The 17584-nt window shown below is 43.1% G+C and carries 21 protein-coding genes and 1 pseudogene; 2 read left to right on the top strand and 20 right to left on the bottom strand.

Going from position 1 to position 17584, the window contains the following annotated elements:
* The first annotated feature begins 73 nt into the window (after positions 1–73).
* Entirely contained in the window at positions 74–739 is a 666-nt protein-coding gene (gene bshB2, locus AC1DVK_RS07250) for a bacillithiol biosynthesis deacetylase BshB2 (RefSeq protein ID WP_477626150.1), read from the top strand.
* A 146-nt stretch (positions 740–885) separates the two neighbouring features.
* On the opposite strand, the gene AC1DVK_RS07245 is transcribed toward bshB2, so the two are convergent.
* Genes AC1DVK_RS07245 through AC1DVK_RS07235 form a run of 3 tightly spaced genes read right to left on the bottom strand, consistent with a single transcriptional unit; the run spans position 886 to position 3110 of the window.
* A complete protein-coding gene (locus tag AC1DVK_RS07245) occupies positions 886–2091 on the bottom strand; it encodes an MFS transporter (RefSeq protein ID WP_410860643.1) in 1206 nt (401 codons plus the stop codon).
* An 18-nt stretch (positions 2092–2109) separates the two neighbouring features.
* A complete protein-coding gene (locus AC1DVK_RS07240; RefSeq protein ID WP_089362052.1) occupies positions 2110–2529 on the bottom strand; it encodes a MarR family winged helix-turn-helix transcriptional regulator in 420 nt (139 codons plus the stop codon).
* Between the two features lie 26 nt (positions 2530–2555).
* A complete protein-coding gene (locus AC1DVK_RS07235) occupies positions 2556–3110 on the bottom strand; it encodes a hypothetical protein (RefSeq protein ID WP_477626149.1) in 555 nt (184 codons plus the stop codon).
* Here AC1DVK_RS07235 and AC1DVK_RS07230 point away from each other — a divergent pair.
* Complete coding sequence (locus tag AC1DVK_RS07230; protein ID WP_477626148.1) at positions 3109–3327, top strand: hypothetical protein; 219 nt, start codon at positions 3109–3111, stop codon at positions 3325–3327. The two genes, AC1DVK_RS07235 and AC1DVK_RS07230, sit on opposite strands and share 2 nt — an antisense overlap.
* Positions 3328–3456: 129 nt before the next feature.
* Here the strand turns inward: AC1DVK_RS07230 and AC1DVK_RS07225 are convergent, their stop codons facing one another.
* The 17 genes and pseudogenes from AC1DVK_RS07225 to AC1DVK_RS07145 all read right to left on the bottom strand — a co-directional run bounded on the left by AC1DVK_RS07225 (position 3457) and on the right by AC1DVK_RS07145 (position 17579).
* A complete protein-coding gene (locus AC1DVK_RS07225; RefSeq protein WP_477626147.1) occupies positions 3457–4548 on the bottom strand; it encodes a PQQ-dependent sugar dehydrogenase in 1092 nt (363 codons plus the stop codon).
* A 27-nt stretch (positions 4549–4575) separates the two neighbouring features.
* On the bottom strand, positions 4576–5442 hold the full coding sequence (locus AC1DVK_RS07220; protein WP_317778015.1) for a Cof-type HAD-IIB family hydrolase: 867 nt from the start codon (positions 5440–5442) through the stop codon (positions 4576–4578).
* 167 nt (positions 5443–5609) lie between these two features.
* Positions 5610–6728, bottom strand: coding sequence for a PRK06851 family protein (locus tag AC1DVK_RS07215; RefSeq protein ID WP_477626146.1), 1119 nt, complete (start codon positions 6726–6728; stop codon positions 5610–5612).
* A gap of 89 nt (positions 6729–6817) precedes the next feature.
* The gene (ybaK, locus tag AC1DVK_RS07210; RefSeq protein WP_089362056.1) at positions 6818–7294 is read right to left on the bottom strand and encodes a Cys-tRNA(Pro) deacylase; all 477 of its coding nucleotides are present in this window, start codon (positions 7292–7294) and stop codon (positions 6818–6820) included.
* A 98-nt stretch (positions 7295–7392) separates the two neighbouring features.
* On the bottom strand, positions 7393–8937 hold the full coding sequence (gene gntK, locus AC1DVK_RS07205) for a gluconokinase (protein ID WP_317778017.1): 1545 nt from the start codon (positions 8935–8937) through the stop codon (positions 7393–7395).
* Positions 8938–8959: 22 nt separating this feature from the next.
* Positions 8960–9518 (bottom strand): annotated as a pseudogene (locus AC1DVK_RS07200) (GntT/GntP/DsdX family permease).
* Positions 9519–9536: 18 nt separating this feature from the next.
* Complete coding sequence (locus AC1DVK_RS07195) at positions 9537–9719, bottom strand: hypothetical protein (RefSeq protein ID WP_477626145.1); 183 nt, start codon at positions 9717–9719, stop codon at positions 9537–9539.
* 296 nt (positions 9720–10015) lie between these two features.
* On the bottom strand, positions 10016–10702 hold the full coding sequence (locus AC1DVK_RS07190) for an ATP-binding protein (RefSeq protein WP_477626144.1): 687 nt from the start codon (positions 10700–10702) through the stop codon (positions 10016–10018).
* A gap of 8 nt (positions 10703–10710) precedes the next feature.
* Positions 10711–11205, bottom strand: a complete 495-nt coding sequence (locus AC1DVK_RS07185) for an ECF transporter S component (RefSeq protein ID WP_410860649.1) — start codon at positions 11203–11205, stop codon at positions 10711–10713.
* A gap of 2 nt (positions 11206–11207) precedes the next feature.
* Positions 11208–11792: a cob(I)yrinic acid a,c-diamide adenosyltransferase gene (locus tag AC1DVK_RS07180; protein WP_317778021.1), complete on the bottom strand. Its 585-nt coding sequence runs from the start codon at positions 11790–11792 to the stop codon at positions 11208–11210.
* A gap of 13 nt (positions 11793–11805) precedes the next feature.
* Positions 11806–12234 carry a bifunctional adenosylcobinamide kinase/adenosylcobinamide-phosphate guanylyltransferase gene (locus AC1DVK_RS07175; protein ID WP_089362062.1) on the bottom strand — a complete coding sequence of 143 codons (429 nt, stop codon included), beginning with the start codon at positions 12232–12234 and terminating at the stop codon, positions 11806–11808.
* Complete coding sequence (locus tag AC1DVK_RS07170) at positions 12186–12803, bottom strand: histidine phosphatase family protein (RefSeq protein WP_477626143.1); 618 nt, start codon at positions 12801–12803, stop codon at positions 12186–12188. Before AC1DVK_RS07170 ends, AC1DVK_RS07175 begins: the two co-directional genes overlap by 49 nt.
* A complete protein-coding gene (cobS, locus tag AC1DVK_RS07165; RefSeq protein WP_477626142.1) occupies positions 12761–13552 on the bottom strand; it encodes an adenosylcobinamide-GDP ribazoletransferase in 792 nt (263 codons plus the stop codon). Before cobS ends, AC1DVK_RS07170 begins: the two co-directional genes overlap by 43 nt.
* A complete protein-coding gene (locus AC1DVK_RS07160; RefSeq protein ID WP_477626141.1) occupies positions 13549–14124 on the bottom strand; it encodes a bifunctional adenosylcobinamide kinase/adenosylcobinamide-phosphate guanylyltransferase in 576 nt (191 codons plus the stop codon). The genes cobS and AC1DVK_RS07160 overlap by 4 nt, the downstream gene beginning before the upstream one ends.
* The gene (gene cobD, locus AC1DVK_RS07155; protein ID WP_477626140.1) at positions 14097–15170 is read right to left on the bottom strand and encodes a threonine-phosphate decarboxylase CobD; all 1074 of its coding nucleotides are present in this window, start codon (positions 15168–15170) and stop codon (positions 14097–14099) included. Before cobD ends, AC1DVK_RS07160 begins: the two co-directional genes overlap by 28 nt.
* A complete protein-coding gene (cbiB, locus tag AC1DVK_RS07150; protein WP_477626139.1) occupies positions 15145–16110 on the bottom strand; it encodes an adenosylcobinamide-phosphate synthase CbiB in 966 nt (321 codons plus the stop codon). Before cbiB ends, cobD begins: the two co-directional genes overlap by 26 nt.
* A complete protein-coding gene (locus AC1DVK_RS07145; protein ID WP_477626138.1) occupies positions 16107–17579 on the bottom strand; it encodes a heme ABC transporter ATP-binding protein in 1473 nt (490 codons plus the stop codon). The genes cbiB and AC1DVK_RS07145 overlap by 4 nt, the downstream gene beginning before the upstream one ends.
* Positions 17580–17584 lie beyond the last annotated feature (5 nt).

The raw sequence follows: 17584 nt of genomic DNA, 5'->3' as shown, positions 1-17584 counted from the left end.
TATTATTCCGATGAATACTCCCATTCACCGATAACCATACTCACTGTAAGTAGAACGGAAGGAGAAATATACCTTGGAAAAAGAACGTCATGTATTAGTTATTTTCCCACATCCCGATGATGAAGCCTTCTCGGTCTCTGGAACGCTTGCCCTTCATAGAGAAGAGGGCACTCCCGTCACCTATTTATGCTTAACTTTAGGAGAAATGGGACGTAATTTAGGAAATCCTCCATTTGCAACAAGAGAATCGCTCCCTAAAATTCGTAAAAAGGAATTAATCGATGCAGCAACTGCGATTGGAATCCAGGACTTACGCATGCTCGGTTTGCGTGATAAGACAATCGAATTCGAAGATGATGAAAAGCTGACTTCATTATTTACCGATGCTATCAATGAATTGAATCCTTCATTGATCATTACGTTTTACCCAGGATACAGTGTCCATCCAGACCACGAAGCAACAGCACGGGCTGTGGTTCGGGCTGTGGAAAGAATCGAAGAAAAAGAGAGACCTAAACTTCATTGTGTCGCGTTCTCCAATAACTGCATCGATGAGTTAGGACAGCCCGATATCATCCATGATATATCTGCCGTAGAAGAAAAAAAGGTGGCTGCATTCACTGCCCATCGTTCGCAAACGCAAGCGATGGTGATCGATTGGAAAGAGAAATTCGAAAATCAGGATGCAGATTTTCTCGACTGGATCCGCAAAGAACGATTATGGACCTATAAATTTTAAAGAAACCGCCAATATGGCGGTTTCTTTGTTTATGGGCATAAAAAAAGCGCCTGCTGATAACAGGCGGAGAAAAGGGGGATAATTTGGAAAATTAATCATTATAAAGCATCCCCTAAATTTCCTATTTTATACAGACATATAAAAAATTAAGCAGACAAACGTTCCTCATGATGCATTTTCTTTCTTGCCGAGGCTTTTTTTCCATGTGCCAAATAATAAATCCCGATAAGGGCGAATGCAAAGATTGACATTCCCATGAATAACCCTTTGAACCCGGTAAATGGGATAAGGAAGCCCAATAGGAATGGGCCAACACCAATACCAAAATCATACATTGTAAAAAACGTGGATGTGGCTAATCCCATCCGATTTGATGGGGATTCCTTGATAGAAATCGCTTGACTGCTTGATTGGAACGTACCATATCCCACTCCGATAAAGGCACCGGCAATCAGAAGCGTGATACCATGATGGGATTGGCTGAGGATGACCATACCCATGGCAAATAAGAAGAGCGATGGGTAAATGACTGCATTCTCCCCCTTCACATCGAACATTCGTCCTGTAAACGGGCGGGATGCCAAAAGGAATACTGCAAATACGACAAAGAAAAAGCTCGCCGCATCCATTAAATCGATTTCCTTTGCAAAAGATGTTAAATAGGACAAGATGCTCGAATAGGTAAATCCGGCAAATCCGATAAAAATGGAAATGGGCAGGGCCCTTTTTTCAAAGTAATCACTGATTTTAAATCCCTTTTGTGGTAGAGCTCTGCCTTTTTCCCCTTCAGGCACATTCATGAACAACGATGCGACTAAAGAAAATGCGGCAAATAAAGAGGCAGCATAGAAAATGATCGAATAGCTAAAATGCTGTGTGATCAGCAATCCAATAAACGGACCGAATGCCATTGCCAAGTTTGTACTCATGGCAAAATAGCCTGTACCTTCCCCACGTCTTTCATTCGGAATGATATCTGCAGCAATCGTTCCAGTTGCCGTTGTGGCAAGGCCAAAAGCAAAACCATGAATAAGACGATCGATCAATAAGAGGGGTAAACTATTCACCAGGAAATAGCCAATGGATGCGGCCAGGAATAGAATCAAGGATCCAAGCAACATTTTTCTGCGGCCGATCTTATCAATTTTTTTCCCTGCAATCGGTCTGACAAGCACTGCCCCGAGGACAAAGATACTTGAGGCAAGTCCTGCTTGTGCTTGCGACGCATGAAAGCTATCCATCGTATAAATGGTCAATGTCACCATCAAGACATAAAAAGTTAAAAAAAGAAAAAAGTTCGCAGACGAGACAATCAGAAAGTCTTTCGTCCACAATTTCGGTTTGTCATTCATTTCAATCCTTCTTCCTTACTATTGTTTTAATTTTTCCTTCAGGAAAGTCAAAGTTCGTAACGTTGCCTCACGATCCTCTTCAGCCAAACCACTCATTAATTGAAGTTCAAACTCTTCAACCACTTTTTTGGCCTCCTGAAAAGTCCTTACACCAGTTTCCGTTAACTGTATTCTCCGTTCCCGCTTATCTTTTCCTGGGATTTGTTCAATCAAATCAAGTTCTTCCAAACGGTTTACCGTCCGGGTTACCGTCGGCTTCTCCACATCTAGATAAGTGCTTATTTCAACAAGCGTAGAACAGCCATACTGATTCAGATAATATACAATCAGCCACTGGGAATGAAAAAGATCAACCTTAGCCAATTGTTCATTTAACTTTTTGGTAAATGACCTTGAAAATTGTAAGTTATGATGAAAAAAACCATTTTGAAAGGACAAAGGTATTCCTCCTGTTTATTAGTTACCTAGGTAACTATAAACTTATTCTTTAGAAATGTCCAGCCTTCGATGAAGAAAACACTTGTCGTGAATTTGGAACATTTACTCGTGAATTTTGCTGTTTTACTCGTGAGTTTCACGCTTTTACTCGTGAATTCCGCACGTTTACTCGTGAGTTTTGCTGTTTTACTCGTGAATTCCGCATGTTTACTCGTGAATTCTGCTACACTCATGATTTCGCGCTGTTTACTCGTGAATTTCGCACGTTTACTCGTGAGTTTCGCGCTTTTACTCGTGAATTCTGCTACACTCATGATTTCGCGCTGTTTACTCGTGAATTTCGCACGTTTACTCGTGAGTTTCGCGCTTTTACTCGTGAATTCTGCTGCACTCGTGATTTCGCGCTGTTTACTCGTGAATTCGCGTTGTTTACTCGTGAGTTTTACTGTTTTACTCGTGAATTTCGCGCTTTTACTCGTGAGTTTCACGCTTTTACTCGTGAATTCCGCACGTTTACTCGTGAGTTTTGCTGTTTTACTCGTGAATTCCGCATGTTTACTCGTGATTTCTGCTGCACTCATGATTTCGCGCTGTTTACTCGTGAATTTCTGCTACACTCGTGAATTTCGCACGTTTACTCGTGAATTTCGCATGTTTACTCGTGAATTTCGCGCTTTTACTCGTGAGTTTTACTGTTTTACTCGTGAATTTCACGCTTTTACTCGTGAGTTCCGCAAACTGTATGGGTCAAATCGGGGCCATGCCATGCTCTTCGTGGTCGATGCTTCGAGGCCATAAACAAAAAGGGAACCCCGCCATTAAAAAGCGAGGCTTCCGATATTTGATCTTTGCGTTTCGGAATGATTTCATTCGAAAACTATTTTGAATTACACAAATACCACATCTCCGAGCTTCTCATTGAAAACTTCAGGACATATTTTTTAACCGGGAAAGTGGCACACGATAAAGCTTATCATCCTTTTCATCAGGATTTCCTCGGCCATCCGTATTGTTGCTTATGAAATAAAGGAATTCTCCATCTACGGATACATCACGTATCCGCCCAAAACCCGTAATGATATTAGTCAGCTTGCCGCTCTGTACATCATAACTTTTAACCGATTCGCCCCTTAAGGCAGCAAAATAAAGCTTTCCGTCAAAATAGGCCATTCCAGAAGGGGCCCATGTTTTCTCACCGGAATGAATCAACGGGTTTACCATATCAGGTTTTTGCTCATCGCCCTCTATTTCTGGCCAGCCGTAGTTCTTACCTGGATCAATCTTATTTAATTCATCGTGAGCCGAGTCCCCGTGCTCACTTTCATACAACTGTCCGGATTCATCCCACGCCAGACCTTGTGGATTGCGGTGACCGTATGAATAAACGTATGAATTCCCGAAAGGATTATCTTTCGGAATGGTGCCATCCAGATTCATGCGCAAAACCTTCCCGCCTAAGGAATTAATATCCTGTGCGATTTCCGGCTTTCTTGCATCACCTGTTGTTGCATATAGCTTCTTATCCGGTCCAATCTTGATCCGGCCACCATGGTGGTATTCCCCGCTTGGTATGCCGTCAATCAAGGTCTCCATCTCCTTCCATTCATCACCAACTTTTTGTAAAATGATGATTCGATTGAAGGAAGCCCCGCCTTCTTCATACGTATAATAGGCGAAAGCTTGGCCGCTCTTGGAGAAATCGGGAGTTAACAAAAATCCAAGTAATCCCGCTTCCGCTTTTGCGGACAATGTCTTATTAAGATGGACCTTTTGCCTTGTCATCTTCCCCTTGTCCCATTCTACGATGGTTCCTGTCCGCTCTGATACATACATTGTGTCCCTATCCTTCTGAATCGACCATGGGGAATGCAGGTTCGTTACTAGCACATCCGGATCTTCTCCTAAAGTGCCCGTCACTTCTTTATCCGGCTTCGGCTGGGTTTTGCTGTCCTCTTTATTCATGTTACAGCCAGTTAAAGTCAATGTTGCCATAAGGAAAAATAAGAGCCATCTTTTCAAAAGTCATTCCCCTTTCGATTCATCAGTTTAATAGGCTGACTGTTTAAGTACCTTTAAAATGGCCTCCGCTACACCGGATTCATCATTCTTACCTGTTACTTCATCACACAGTTTTTGAATATCGAGCGGGGCATTTCCCATTGCAACAGACAAACCTACCCGTTCAAACATGGATACATCATTATAATTATCCCCAATGGCCATGGTTTCCTGCATCAAGCCGGATTTTTCATTTACATAAGTTTCAAGCGCCGTACCTTTTTGAGCTGCCCCACTCATGATTTCCACATTTCCCCGTCCCGATGAAGTGACTGTAACTCCCTTTCCTTTCAATTTAGAAGCAATTTGATTTAATAAACTTAGATCTTTTGAGAAGCTGAGAATTTTATAATATTCCACATTCGAATGGCGGAATAACTCGGAATAATCGGAAATGGAAGTCACCTGCCCAAGCTGTAAACGCTCCTCTGCAAATTTCCTCATTCTCTCAGGGTCAATCTCCGGATTGGCTGTAACAAATACATCCACCAAAGCAGCTATTGCGTTTTCATAGTCTTTAGAATAGATTCCCTGACTTGTATATATTTCGAAATAAATTCCTTGTTCTTCGAGGAATTCACCTACCATGCTGGCAGTGGCGGCGGACATTGGGTTGGAAGCAGCAATCTTTCCATCCTCCCTGAAGAGTGCAGCACCATTTACACAGATGACAGGACAAACGATGCCTGCTTCATCTAAAGCGAACCTTGCTTCCACATAAGATCTGCCAGTCGCAATGATCACTTCCACTCCCTCACTTTGCGCCTTCCGGATTGCGTCTCTATTTTCCTTACTGACCTTTTGCATTTTGTTTAACAATGTTCCGTCCATATCAATTGCGATCGTCTTTATCAATTCTACCGGCTCCTTTTTTTCAATATAATCCCTATTTTAACCGAAAGAGCATGGATAAACACGTTTTACAAACTCGTCTTGATTCTTGGTGTAGCTTCAGTCATTTAAAAATTCCAATTATGTAAATAAATAAACTGCACCTATGAAGAAAGGTGCAGTTTGTTCTCTTAATGTAGAATCGTGTGGCTATCCACTTCCTGTGCCCGTTCAATAATCTGTTGGTGGATGTCGCTTTGAATGTCATCGATTGCTGTAAAGTCCATCGCTTTCACATAAATCTTTTCAAGTTCGTCATGCAGCTCTTTTGCTTTAGCAAGACTTGCTGTAGCTTCATTCATTTTCGTCCTGTACCTGGAGGAAACATCCATTATCTGATCAGCATAGATTTCATCTGTTCCTGGCAAGATGGCCGTTTTATATATATCAATGATTTCATCACCTTCACAACTCGGAAAATATTCATGAGGGGATGTGCTGTCAAAAATGGCAATCCCTACTTCCCGGACGATTACCATGTCCAAGCTATGCGGATCAAAACCACAATGATATACTTCCACATCAAAGCCTCTTTGCTCCGCAGCCTTTGCAATCTTTTTCAGCATCGTTGATTTACCGGAACCCGGACGCCCCTTTAAAAAGTACCGTTTTTGTACTCCTTCAGTAATATTGGGAACGAAATCAACTGCACCCCTTGGTGTAGCGGCACCTAAAAACCGATGACGAACATCAGCCTTCTTGTTAAGGACGATATCCCTATAAAAGCCTTCTATCAATTTATTGGTCAACCCATTCAATTTAACGAAATCAATATTTGCCTTATAAATGTCTTCCCATTCATCATGTATCTTCAATGCTTCAGCGAAAAGGGCATATGCCTTCTCAAAACTCTTGCTTCTCGCATTCGTCAATCTTATGATTGCCGCTCTTTCGGAAGCCAGCTGCTGGGAATTCCAAGCAGACCCTAGATTGACATATTCCTCAATGGCCCCTGGTGCCTTCGGCTCAATCACATGCGGCGCCGTCCCATCCACGAGTCCAATCTTCAAAGCCGGTATGATTACTCCATCAATGGAATCATTATCGGAAGAACAATGTAAAAACTCGATGTCATAGTCTTTATCCAGCCATTCTTGGCCGATTTTTTTCATAATGGTCGATTTACCGGAACCAGGTCCGCCTTTTAATATGAATAATCTTTCCAAACCTGCTAAATTGGAATCATATAAACTATAAAAACCTTTAGCCGTATTGCCTCCAGCGAAATAATGCATCACTTTTCCTGTCACTTTTACACTCTCCCTCACAATACAGATGTGATATTCAAGACAGCGTATGCAGAAAAAGCCTATTAGGTGAATGCCTAAAGATAAACAGTCTATTTTATAAGGGCTACAGATTCCGCTTGTGTGATTTCCAGGAACTCTGACGGTTTTAAAACGATCTGTGTACCGATCCGCCCTCCGCTTACGATGATTTCAGGCAGGTTGGTTGCACTTTCATCGATGAAGGTGGGGTATTGCTTTTTCATTCCGATCGGTGAACAGCCTCCCCGAATGTAACCTGTATATTTTTGCAGGTCTTTAACCGCGAGCATTTCAATTTTTTTTGCACCTGCCGCCTTCGCTGCTTTTTTTAAATCCAGTTCGGTGGCTACAGGAATGACGAATACATAAAGCTGCTGCGGTCCACTATGGGTAACAAGTGTTTTAAAAACGGTTTCTGGAGTTTTTCCAATTTTGTCCGCAACAGTGATTCCGTCAATTTTTCCATCATTGGCATCATAACTCATCATGCCATACTCTATACGTTTGTTATCAAGAATTCGCATTGCATTCGTTTTACTTGCTCCCATATTAATATTCTCCTTATCGTTTTCTTCCATCTTACCATTTTTAAATACAAGGCAAAAAGAAAAGCACAGTGCTTATACACCTGTGCTTTCCCTTAAATTCATTCTAAATGACGTCTTTGGAAATCAGCAATCCGCTTGTAGTCGCCTTCCAATTGCCTGCTCACGGATAAATAAATCGACATTAATTCTTCATACACTTTAACGTTCTCTTCGATTGGGACAAGTTCATTCGTTTCACCGATCATACCCTCAACCTCATCGAGGCTTTCGATTTCCCCTAAAGCATATAATCCAAGTACGGCGGCACCTAAGCTCGAACTCTCAAAGCTTTCAGGAATTGTCACATTCTGATTGAATATATCAGCCATGATTTGACGCCAGAGCTTTGAGCGGACAAATCCACCGCTTGCATGAATTTTCTTGGGAGCACCAGTCAGTTCCTTTACAGCTAGAAGGACACTGTACAAGTTATACATCACACCCTCCAACACTGCCCGGACCATATGATCACGAGTGTGATGAAGCGCAAGTCCAAAGAAGGAGCCCCTCGCATCGGCACTCCATAATGGCGCCCGTTCCCCAGCCATATACGGGTGGAATATTAGCCCATCGGATCCAGGTGCGATATTGGAAGCCATATCCGTCAGTATCTCATAGGAATCCTGGCCCAAAGCCTTCGCTTTTTCAATTTCCACACGGCCTAATTGATCGCGTGCCCATCGGAAGGTGATTCCCCCATTGTTGACCGGTCCGCCGATTATCCAATGATTCTCAGTAAGGGCATAGCAGAATGTCCTGCCTTTCGGATCGGTAATCGGTCGGTCACTGACGGTTCTTACCGCACCGCTCGTTCCGATTGTCACTGCCAAAACTCCTGGCTTGATGGCGTTTTGCCCTAAGTTGGCAAGCACACCATCACTCGCGCCAATCACAAACGGGGTACCTGCCCGAATGTTCATTTTCGCAGCTAATTCCTCACTTAAACCTGAGAGGGTATGCGTTGTAGGGACAAGCGTTGGCAGCTTGTCAGCCCCAATACCGGCAATGATAAGTGCCTCTTCATCCCACTTCAAGTCATTCAGGTTGAACATGCCCGTTGCAGAAGCAAGCGAATAATCCATCACGTACTCATTGAAAAATTTATAGATGATGTATTCTTTAATTCCTATGAATTTGTCCGTTTCGTTAAAAACCCCAGGATGCTCATTTCTTAACCACATTACTTTCGTGATTGGGGACATTGGGTGAATGGGTGTTCCCGTCCTATGATACAATTGCATCCCCTGTTCCAAAGCCTTCAATTTCTCCGCATAAGAAACACTTCGATTATCCGCCCAAGTAATGCTATTCGTTAGCGGATTACCGTCTTTCCCCATGGCGATCAAGCTATGCATTGCCGAACTGAACGATATGAAACCCAGTTCATCCTTTTCTATACCGCTTGCAATCATGACCTCGCCTATAGTAATGATGACCGCTTTATAAATTTCTTCGGGGTCTTGTTCCGCAACGGAAGGAGTTGGACTGTGAAGAGGGTATCCCTTCGAACAAGATTGGATAACTTCCCCCCTTTTTGAAAAAAGAACAACCTTCGTACTCGTCGTACCAATATCGATTCCCATCATATAACCTGAATGTTTCATACTTACATCATGCTCCTTTCTCTTAAACAATTGAATTCAATAGTAAGATTAGGATAAGTGAAACGACTGATATATTCGTTCCCATAACCGTCCAAGATTTTGCCGTTTGTGCGACTGTTAAATTAAGGAGCTCTTCGATCATCTCAAATCCTCATCATTCAAGTGGGATGGAATTAATGAACTCAAACCGATAGCAAGGACCAGCGATTTAAAATTAACACCTGGAAAAGAAGATATGATCGGCAGTACACTACCTGCCGCAGCTGTCATCACGACAGTTGCTGAACCTGTGGCCTCTTGAATCATAACTACCAAACAGAATCGGTGAAATATCAAAGGAAGCCCCTTAACTTGCAATGGCTTCACGACTCCACTCATGATCAATACATTCCGCCAGCTCCGATATTCAAAATAATGGACGCGGTTGGAGCAAGACAGGCGGATATAAATTGGTTTATTTCTTCTTTATTAAAACGTCTGGTGTAACCTAATGTAAAGAATGCAACCCCACAGAGACCATGTGGGCGATGATTATTTTTCAAATGAAGGCATGCCAATTCATTCTTCAGCAAACACGGCATCGAAAGCACCAACCTGCTTTAACACGTGATTAAGGTAATGTCGAAAGCAGGGAGTATTACTGCCCCTGTCTGAACAGCATCTGCAACATCCGGAACATCCATACCTGCGACAATCCTTAAAATGACGGAAGCAAGCAGTAACCATTGGTGACATTTAGCTTTTGGATGATAATGATCAAGAAAATCATAAAACTGGGCCATAAATCAATAAACTATTGTTATGGATCAATCCAAATAAACGCAACTCTTTTTGATGTTGATTAAAAAGACCGTTATGATTGTTGTCATTCCTAAACCAGCCCAAACCTTTGGAACCCCTTATAATCTCTCTATGTATAGAAGGTAAAATCAGAATAATATTTTATAATGAAAAAATAACATAATAGAGAATTCAAACGCTTTTCTCATGAAGCATTAAATGTATGACCTAAATGAAAAAAGCATCGACCCAGTTCATTGTGAACTGGAACCCGATACCTGATTCATTCATGAAATGATCATTCACCAATAAAAAGAGGACCGGATTGGAGCTTGATTTCTTCCTCCAGATGTTCAGGATAAGCAATGAGGAAGCAGGTAGATGGTCCAGACGATTTTTCGATATCGACTTTATTACTTATATGGATAGAAACACCTTCACCACTTGGGTCCAGATGCTTCCACTCATACGCTATCCCTTTTGAACCGACTGGAAGTGCCTGAACTTCTTCCATTTCACATAGGCTTTTATATAAAGATAATGGGGCGATCCAATCTTGTTGATCCATAACTTCTTCTCCAACGAGCGGCCTGCCGATGAGAGCGATTTTCTGTAAAGGATGTTGCTTTTTAACACCTTCATTCCTTCGTTTACCAATCACCATGAGACCAATTGCTGATTGAAGAAGCGGCATGTTACTTTCTGTGCTGCCAGTAATGGGAAGGCCCTCCATTCCCAATTCTTTCAGCCCCTCCCTGACACCCCTGGTCAAGTCCTCCCAGGCTTCATTACCGCAGAAATTATTTAGAACGACGGATACTGGACTTCCGCCAACCCCCAAACATTCCATGACGGCAACCCGAAAGGAATAATATCCAACGACCCCATAAGGGACATGGACCAGGTCTTTTTCCTTCAGACCGATTCCGCCACTATTATCACTTGAAACAATCAATGAATCTGATTCGGAAAATGGTAAAATCAATGAATCACTCATTCTACGAGTCTATCTTCAAAAATCATTTTTTTCAAAACAGGCTCCAAGCGTGGCATTAAAATGGCTGCCAATACTACATTTACCGCCGTCGCCGCCGTTAATCCCGGAACAAGCAACGTGTAAAAACCCGTGCTGACCAGAAAGGCGAAAGGCAGGCCCAAGATGAAGGCGTTACCGATGAAGAAGAGGAAAAATGCGCCTATTTTTTTTCCGTGTATATATAAAATGCCAAACATCCATACGAGGACTGCCATTTCGGCCATTATCAAAAAATGGAATGGCCCAAGTGGCATGCTGCCCATGAACGCTGAGATGATATGACCAAGCCCCGCTACAATAGCCCCCGATACCGGTCCAAGTATGACAGCCGCCAAAAGGGCCGGAAAACTATCCAAAGCGATGCTGCCGATTGGGGAAGGGATTTTAATCATCGCCCCCACCGCCGATAAGGCAATGAATATAGCGATTGCACTAATTTTTCTTACGTCCATGTTTACTCTTTTTCCTTTCTTTTCCCTCCACGGAATACATTTGCACTGCGGATATATTCCACATCTTTCACACCAAGGCGGAAATTGATCACACGTGCAACAGCAAAGAAGTAATCCGACAAACGATTTAAATATTGTAGAGATAATGGTGAAACTGCCGCACCCGACTTAATCAAAGAAACGACCAACCGTTCCGCCCTGCGTGTAACCGTTCGGGCAATATGAATGGTTGCAGACGCTTTTGAGCCGCCAGGCAGGATGAATTTTTCCAATTCCGGCGCTTCGAGTATGAAGGCATCTATTCGTTCTTCCAAATAGGTAATGGCCTCATCCGTCAGCTTTTGTGGTGCCTTCTCGGAAACGGTTGCCAAATCACCGCCACAGTCAAATAACTCATGCTGGATTTTCTCTAGATCGGCCAATACATCCGTAAATATAGCGGGATCCAATTCAGTCACCGCAAGACCGATATAGCTATTCACTTCATCCACTGTTCCATACGATTCAACACGGATGTCATCCTTGTCAAGCCGGCCTCCGATTACGCTTGTTTGTCCCTTATCCCCTGTACGTGTATAGATTTTCATCCCATTACCTCCTCTATTTTATTCTTTGGTTAATTCCGTACCAAATGATGTCAACGCGCCTTGATATGGATGCTACATCTTGAAAGACCCATCCACAGGCATCGCGCCATCTGCGATCACTTGCTTCCATCGGGACAATGCCTTTGGAAATATCAGAGCCGATCACAATGAAATGGTGTTCATCCCTTTCCTTCTCCCATATTCGCCAGTCAGCCATGATTTCCTTCCACCTTTTTCGAATCGAATCAGAATCCATCTTTTCTGCATCTTGTTGTATCCATGCATCCAACCCCTGCAATACAACAGTTTTGCCTTGAAAATCAATCAATTCCGGCTGTTCTTTTCGATAACCGGATAGCCAAAGGACATCACTTTCCAGACCATACAATTGCTTTACCCATTTAGTTTTCCCATTATAGGCGCCGCCTGTAACAAAGTGCATCGTTCTCCCCTCCTTAAGCTGTTCCGGTCTTCCCATATCAGCTCATATCCCCTGCCATGGGCAATCCCCCAATCAAAAAAATTCTTTTCCTTCGGGGCATAACGGACCAATAAGTCACGAATTACCCCACCATGTGTCATTATGGCAAAGCGGTTCTCCTTACAGGCAATCAATTGTTTCCAGCCATTATTAACACGTTCGGAAAATCCCGGATAGCTTTCACCCCCAGGCACCAATGCCTCCATGGGACGTTCCAGCCAATTAAGATAATCTTCATCTGCCTTCAAATCTTCATACGTCTGCCCTTCCCAACTGCCGAAATTCATTTCACGGAACGAAGCGCTTTTGACCGGAACTATATCTGGAAACAGCAGTCTTGCAGTTTCCACACAACGAGGCAAATCACTCGTGTAAATTTTTTCATACTGTGGGTAAGAACCCCTTAAGTCTTGAATTTCCTTTTCTCCTTCGGTACTTAATGGAGAATCCGTCCAGCCTAAATAGGCCTTTCGCTCATTTGCTACTGTCAGCCCATGGCGAAGTAGTGTAATAGCCACAATATCAGCCATAACCAAAGCTCAACCCCTTCCACGGATGCCCCCAGTACATCCCCCGTTATCCCACCAAACCAACTGATGACTTTACGTTTTATATAGAACAGGAAAAACAGTGCAGCCAGACACATGATGAAAAATAAGGTGACAAGCTTAAAATCGATGATCCAGGCGATCGCCAGACTTACAAGGAGGTACAGCAAATAAATGGGCAAACTGCTTTTCTTTACTGCACTTTGAAAAAAAGCGCCGAGCCCCTCTTTTTTAGCCAGTGGCATCCGGATAAGTAAATAACCCATCACACATTTGCTTAAGAGTGGAAGGGCAATGATCAAGAAGTATGTCCATTCATTGACCATTTCGACAATTTCATAGATAAATATGAACCGGGCGGCCAAAAGGACAATGACGGAGATGACACCGAATGCACCTGTCCTTGAATCCTTCATGATTTCCAATCGCCGCTCTTTATCCTGATAGGAAAAAAAAGCATCACTTGCATCGATCCAGCCATCGAGATGCAAACCTCCCGTTAATGCCATCGTCAAAAACCAAAGGAAAAAGGCAATTGCAAGCGATGACAATGGGGTCCATTCCACTAGTGCATATAAAACACCGCCCAATATCAAGCCTAATAAAAGACCAACTAGCGGAAAGGTTTGAATGGCACGGTGTATATATTTCTTCTCCATAGGAAGCTGCTTCTTAATTGGAAAAACTGTAAAGAACTGCAGGTTAATTAAAAATCCAATCACTGCGTTCATTCCTGCATGCACCCTTTCTTCCGCAATGGGATTCCCGATTCAACTAGATAGGCTTCATTCGCCTGCCCGACGATCGTTTGATGAAGCAGGCCTAATGTTTTTCCGTATATATGGAGGAAATCATTCTGGAAAATCGGTTCCTGCACCAATTCATTGCTCACGACTATTAAACAGCTGGATCGTTTTCTTATCTCATTGATCCCGGTTATTATTTTTGAAAAAACGCTTTGTAAAAACTCCTTTTCAAGCGGAACACCTGGGCCAAATAGTTCGTTATCAAGCAGGGTTGTCAGACAATCGAGCAGGATTATGGAATTCTGATTAATGTCCGCTCCTATTCGTGTAATATCCGTTGCGTATTCCGAAGTCTTCCAGGCGATTGGGCTGCTCTCTCTATCTTTCTGGTGCCTAAGGATGCGTTCACCCATTTCAACATCACTGACACGGCCGCAAGCGAGGTAATGCAAGTTCCCATCCGTTTGAAGTGCATATTCAAGGGCTTTTCTTTCCGCGAAACTGCTTTTTCCGGACCGGACACCCCCGGTTATAAAACAGAGCCTTGCTTTCTCCACTGTCTTACCCCCTCCATCAGCGCTTCGTTATCACGTTCACTCTTCACTGCAAACCGAAGCCACTTTCCATCCAACCCCGGGAAATTATAGGTATGGCGCGGTACTATTCCTTTTTTTAACAAAAAGGGGAAAAGGGATAAGGATTCATCTTTCACTAAATAGAAATTAACTGCGCTATCAGAGACACTCAACCCTTGTTCCTCATAAAACCGGAATAGTTTCTGCTTTTGCAATTGAATATAGTCTCTTGTTTTTCTCATATATGCATCTTCAGCAAGACAGATTTTCCCTACTTCCAATGCAACATGGTTGACGCTCCAATGCGGTTTATAAGTTCTTACACGGGTTATGATGTCAGGTGCCGCAAGCAAATAGCCTAGTCTCAAACCCGGAATTGCAAAGATTTTAGTCATTGATCTTAGAATGAGTAAATGTGGAAATTCATTGATTAAAGAAGCATAAGTAAAGGCATCTTCCGTGAAATCATAAAAAGCCTCATCCATGACAACCAGGCAATCCGATTTTTGACATTCAAAGATCAATTCCCTAACTTCATCCTTCTTAAATGAAACACCCGTCGGATTATTAGGCGTACATAAGAAAAGTGCATCATATTCGGATAATCTAGGAATCAACCGATCCAAGTCCAGTTTCCACTCAGGTGCATCAAGCTGATGAAAATCGACCTCACATCCTGCTGCCAAACAAGCTTCTGCATATTCCGCAAATGCCGGCTGAATGATCAACACCCTTTGATTGGTTAACCTGTTCGCTACCAACATGATTATTTCTGCACCACCATTTCCCACCAAGACGGATTGCTCAGGAAGCGCTTCTTTTTTGGCAATTGATTTTGTCAGTTCAATGGCATGCGGATCTGGGTAATGTAAGATTCCTTCGAAAAATTCAGGCCACTGTTCCTTTATACGTAAAGGCGGACCCAATGGGTTGATGTTAGCACTGAAATCGAGAACAGATTCAGGCATTTCGATTTCCAGCGCTTCGTAAAGATAATGAGGATTAGAGCCATGAGCAGGTAATGTCAAGAATAAGTCCCCCTAGCCATAGCATCAGTAGAAATAGAAAAGATGACCGATGCATGATGGTAATCGTTTTTGGTATATGTTTTGCTTCTAATCGAACAAGCGGAACGCCCATCCTCGCACGGTCGGAAACAATTCCTTTGTACATATTCCGGCCGCCTAGCTGTATTCCCAAAATGGCAGCAACGCCTGCTTCACACCACCCGCTATTCGGACTTGGATGTTTTTTAGCACCATTGAATAATATCTTCCATCTAGCACCAAATCCATGATAGCCGGATTTTGAGCTCAGCAACATCAGGAACCCAGTGAGGCGGCTGGGAATCCAGTTCACGATATCATCGAGCTTGGCTGAAGCCCAGCCAAATTGTCCATATTTATCATTTTTGTACCCAACCATGGAATCGCAGGTATTAATTGCCCTGTACACCATTGCGAGCGGCGCACCGCCAACAGCTGCCCAAAACATTGGGGCAGTAACACCATCACTGGTATTTTCTGCTACGGTTTCTACCGTCCCCCTGACGATTTCGGATTCATCAAGATCAGCAGTATCACGGCCCACGATATAGGAAAGTTTTAGCCTCGCTTCAGGATAATCCCGTTCATTCAGCGGATGGCACACATCCATTCCAGCTTGCTTTAAGCCCTTCTGAGCTATCGTAGTGGCAATGACAACAGCCTCCCAAAGGATACCTGCAAGCGGATGGATCCGATAAGCCAAGTAGACGGGTAGGCCTGTAATCAATATCACCATCGCTAAGACGATGATCAACATGAAGAGTCCATTCCGTTTCTTATATGCCCCTCTATTGAATGCCTGATCCAACTTGCTTATCATCGTTCCTATCCATTTAACTGGATGCGGCCAATTTGGCGGATCACCAATTAATAAATCAAGGAAAAACGCCAGTGTAACTGCAATAAGATGATGGTAAATCATAGATCCTCAATCCGTTTCCGATTTTTCTTTATTGCTTCTACTGTACAATCATATACACCGCGACTGATCAGCTTCCCTAACGGAGTGATGGTGCCTGCATATTGAAGCGCCTTCCCTCTTTGGGACGCTGCAATCAAAATACTGTCGGTCGATGTTCCTGTTGCACATGTATTCGTCACCTTATCCATGACATTCGAATCATGAAGCGCTTTTACTTTTGCCTCGGTTGCAGTAACTATGCTGTGTATGAAAGCCTCTTCTGCCAAATGCCCATTTATGAATATCCATGTATTTATGGTTCCTGGAGTGGAACTCCAAGAATGCCGGTCAGCTAAAGAAGCGTCGATGGCATTCCCTACACCAGCCGTCACGATGATAAAAACCGAGAAATCTTCAGCTCTCATTAACTTGAAGGCAACCGTATCGAGAAAGACGGCTGTCATCATCCCCACCGTTTCCTGCGGTTCAAATCCATGAGTTCTTAAATAGCCGGCCATTTCAACATGATGATCTTCGCAGTCATAATCATGATGGACATGCCTATTCACGAAATATTTATGCCAGCCCGTACCCGAACCGGTCACTCCAGAAGACATCGTTCTAAGCGGGATCGGAGAATTCAATTGAATCATCTCAGGTCCCATTGTCAGATAAGATTCATCAATTTCCAATGGGATAGTGTCATTGCCATGCTTCTCCGGAACGATGAACATTTGAGGTTTCGGAAGTGCGGGATGTGGATGTTTTTCGATCGTCGTATGATATACACCTTGAATCCGTTCCTGTTGGAGCACTTCATTCGGCACATCAACAACCTGAATTTGCCCTTTTTCAAGCAACATAAGCCGATCACAATATAATCCAGCCAAATTCAAGTCATGAAAAATTGAAATAACGGTTAACTCCTGTTCTTTTGCCATTTTTCTCATTAGATCAAGAAGGTCCTTTTGATAGGAAAGATCCAAATGGTTTGTAGGCTCATCCAAAAAAAGGATTTCCGGTTCCTGGGCAAGTGCCTGTGCCAGCAAGACCCGTTGTCTTTCCCCACCTGACAATCGTTCAAAATGAAGATCCTGAAAATCCGCTACTCCCGTTTGTTCCATAACCCGTTGGACGATCATTTCATCTTCTGCGGACCAACTATGGAACCAGCCCGTTTGATGGGCATACCTCCCAAGTGAGACCGTCTCTTTTACTGTATAGGAGAAAGCTAATGAGGAATGTTGAGGGAGCACGGCAATGACCTGTGCAAGTTGTTTTGATGAATATTCCTTCAAATCCCTGCCTCTTATCCGTACGCTTCCGTCCTTATAATCAAGCACCCCGCTAAGCATGCTTAAAAGCGTCGTTTTTCCGCTGCCATTAGGACCAAGGATCCCGAATAATTCCCCTTTATGTACATCAAAAGAGATAGAGTCCAAAACAGTTTTGTTGTCATATCCACCTGTTAACCCTTTTACTTCAAGCATCCGTA

This window comes from Peribacillus sp. P4_B1, from assembly GCF_056402395.1.
This window is presented reverse-complemented; position numbering and strand designations above follow the sequence as displayed.

What these genes read in the sequence shown, in the direction of transcription:
- AC1DVK_RS07245 (WP_410860643.1), bottom strand. Translation starts at nt 2,091, where the DNA reads ATGAATGACAAACCGAAATTGTGGACGAAAGACTTTCTGATTGTCTCG.
- AC1DVK_RS07230 (WP_477626148.1), top strand. Translation starts at nt 3,109, where the DNA reads ATGATTTCGCGCTGTTTACTCGTGAATTTCTGCTACACTCGTGAATTT.
- AC1DVK_RS07235 (WP_477626149.1), bottom strand. Translation starts at nt 3,110, where the DNA reads ATGAGTGCAGCAGAAATCACGAGTAAACATGCGGAATTCACGAGTAAA.
- ybaK (WP_089362056.1), bottom strand. Translation starts at nt 7,294, where the DNA reads ATGGGAGCAAGTAAAACGAATGCAATGCGAATTCTTGATAACAAACGT.
- gntK (WP_317778017.1), bottom strand. Translation starts at nt 8,937, where the DNA reads ATGAAACATTCAGGTTATATGATGGGAATCGATATTGGTACGACGAGT.
- AC1DVK_RS07195 (WP_477626145.1), bottom strand. Translation starts at nt 9,719, where the DNA reads ATGGCCCAGTTTTATGATTTTCTTGATCATTATCATCCAAAAGCTAAA.
- AC1DVK_RS07185 (WP_410860649.1), bottom strand. Translation starts at nt 11,205, where the DNA reads ATGGACGTAAGAAAAATTAGTGCAATCGCTATATTCATTGCCTTATCG.
- AC1DVK_RS07180 (WP_317778021.1), bottom strand. Translation starts at nt 11,792, where the DNA reads ATGAAAATCTATACACGTACAGGGGATAAGGGACAAACAAGCGTAATC.
- AC1DVK_RS07175 (WP_089362062.1), bottom strand. Translation starts at nt 12,234, where the DNA reads ATGCACTTTGTTACAGGCGGCGCCTATAATGGGAAAACTAAATGGGTA.
- AC1DVK_RS07170 (WP_477626143.1), bottom strand. Translation starts at nt 12,803, where the DNA reads ATGGCTGATATTGTGGCTATTACACTACTTCGCCATGGGCTGACAGTA.
- cobS (WP_477626142.1), bottom strand. Translation starts at nt 13,552, where the DNA reads ATGAACGCAGTGATTGGATTTTTAATTAACCTGCAGTTCTTTACAGTT.
- cbiB (WP_477626139.1), bottom strand. Translation starts at nt 16,110, where the DNA reads ATGATTTACCATCATCTTATTGCAGTTACACTGGCGTTTTTCCTTGAT.
- AC1DVK_RS07145 (WP_477626138.1), bottom strand. Translation starts at nt 17,579, where the DNA reads ATGCTTGAAGTAAAAGGGTTAACAGGTGGATATGACAACAAAACTGTT.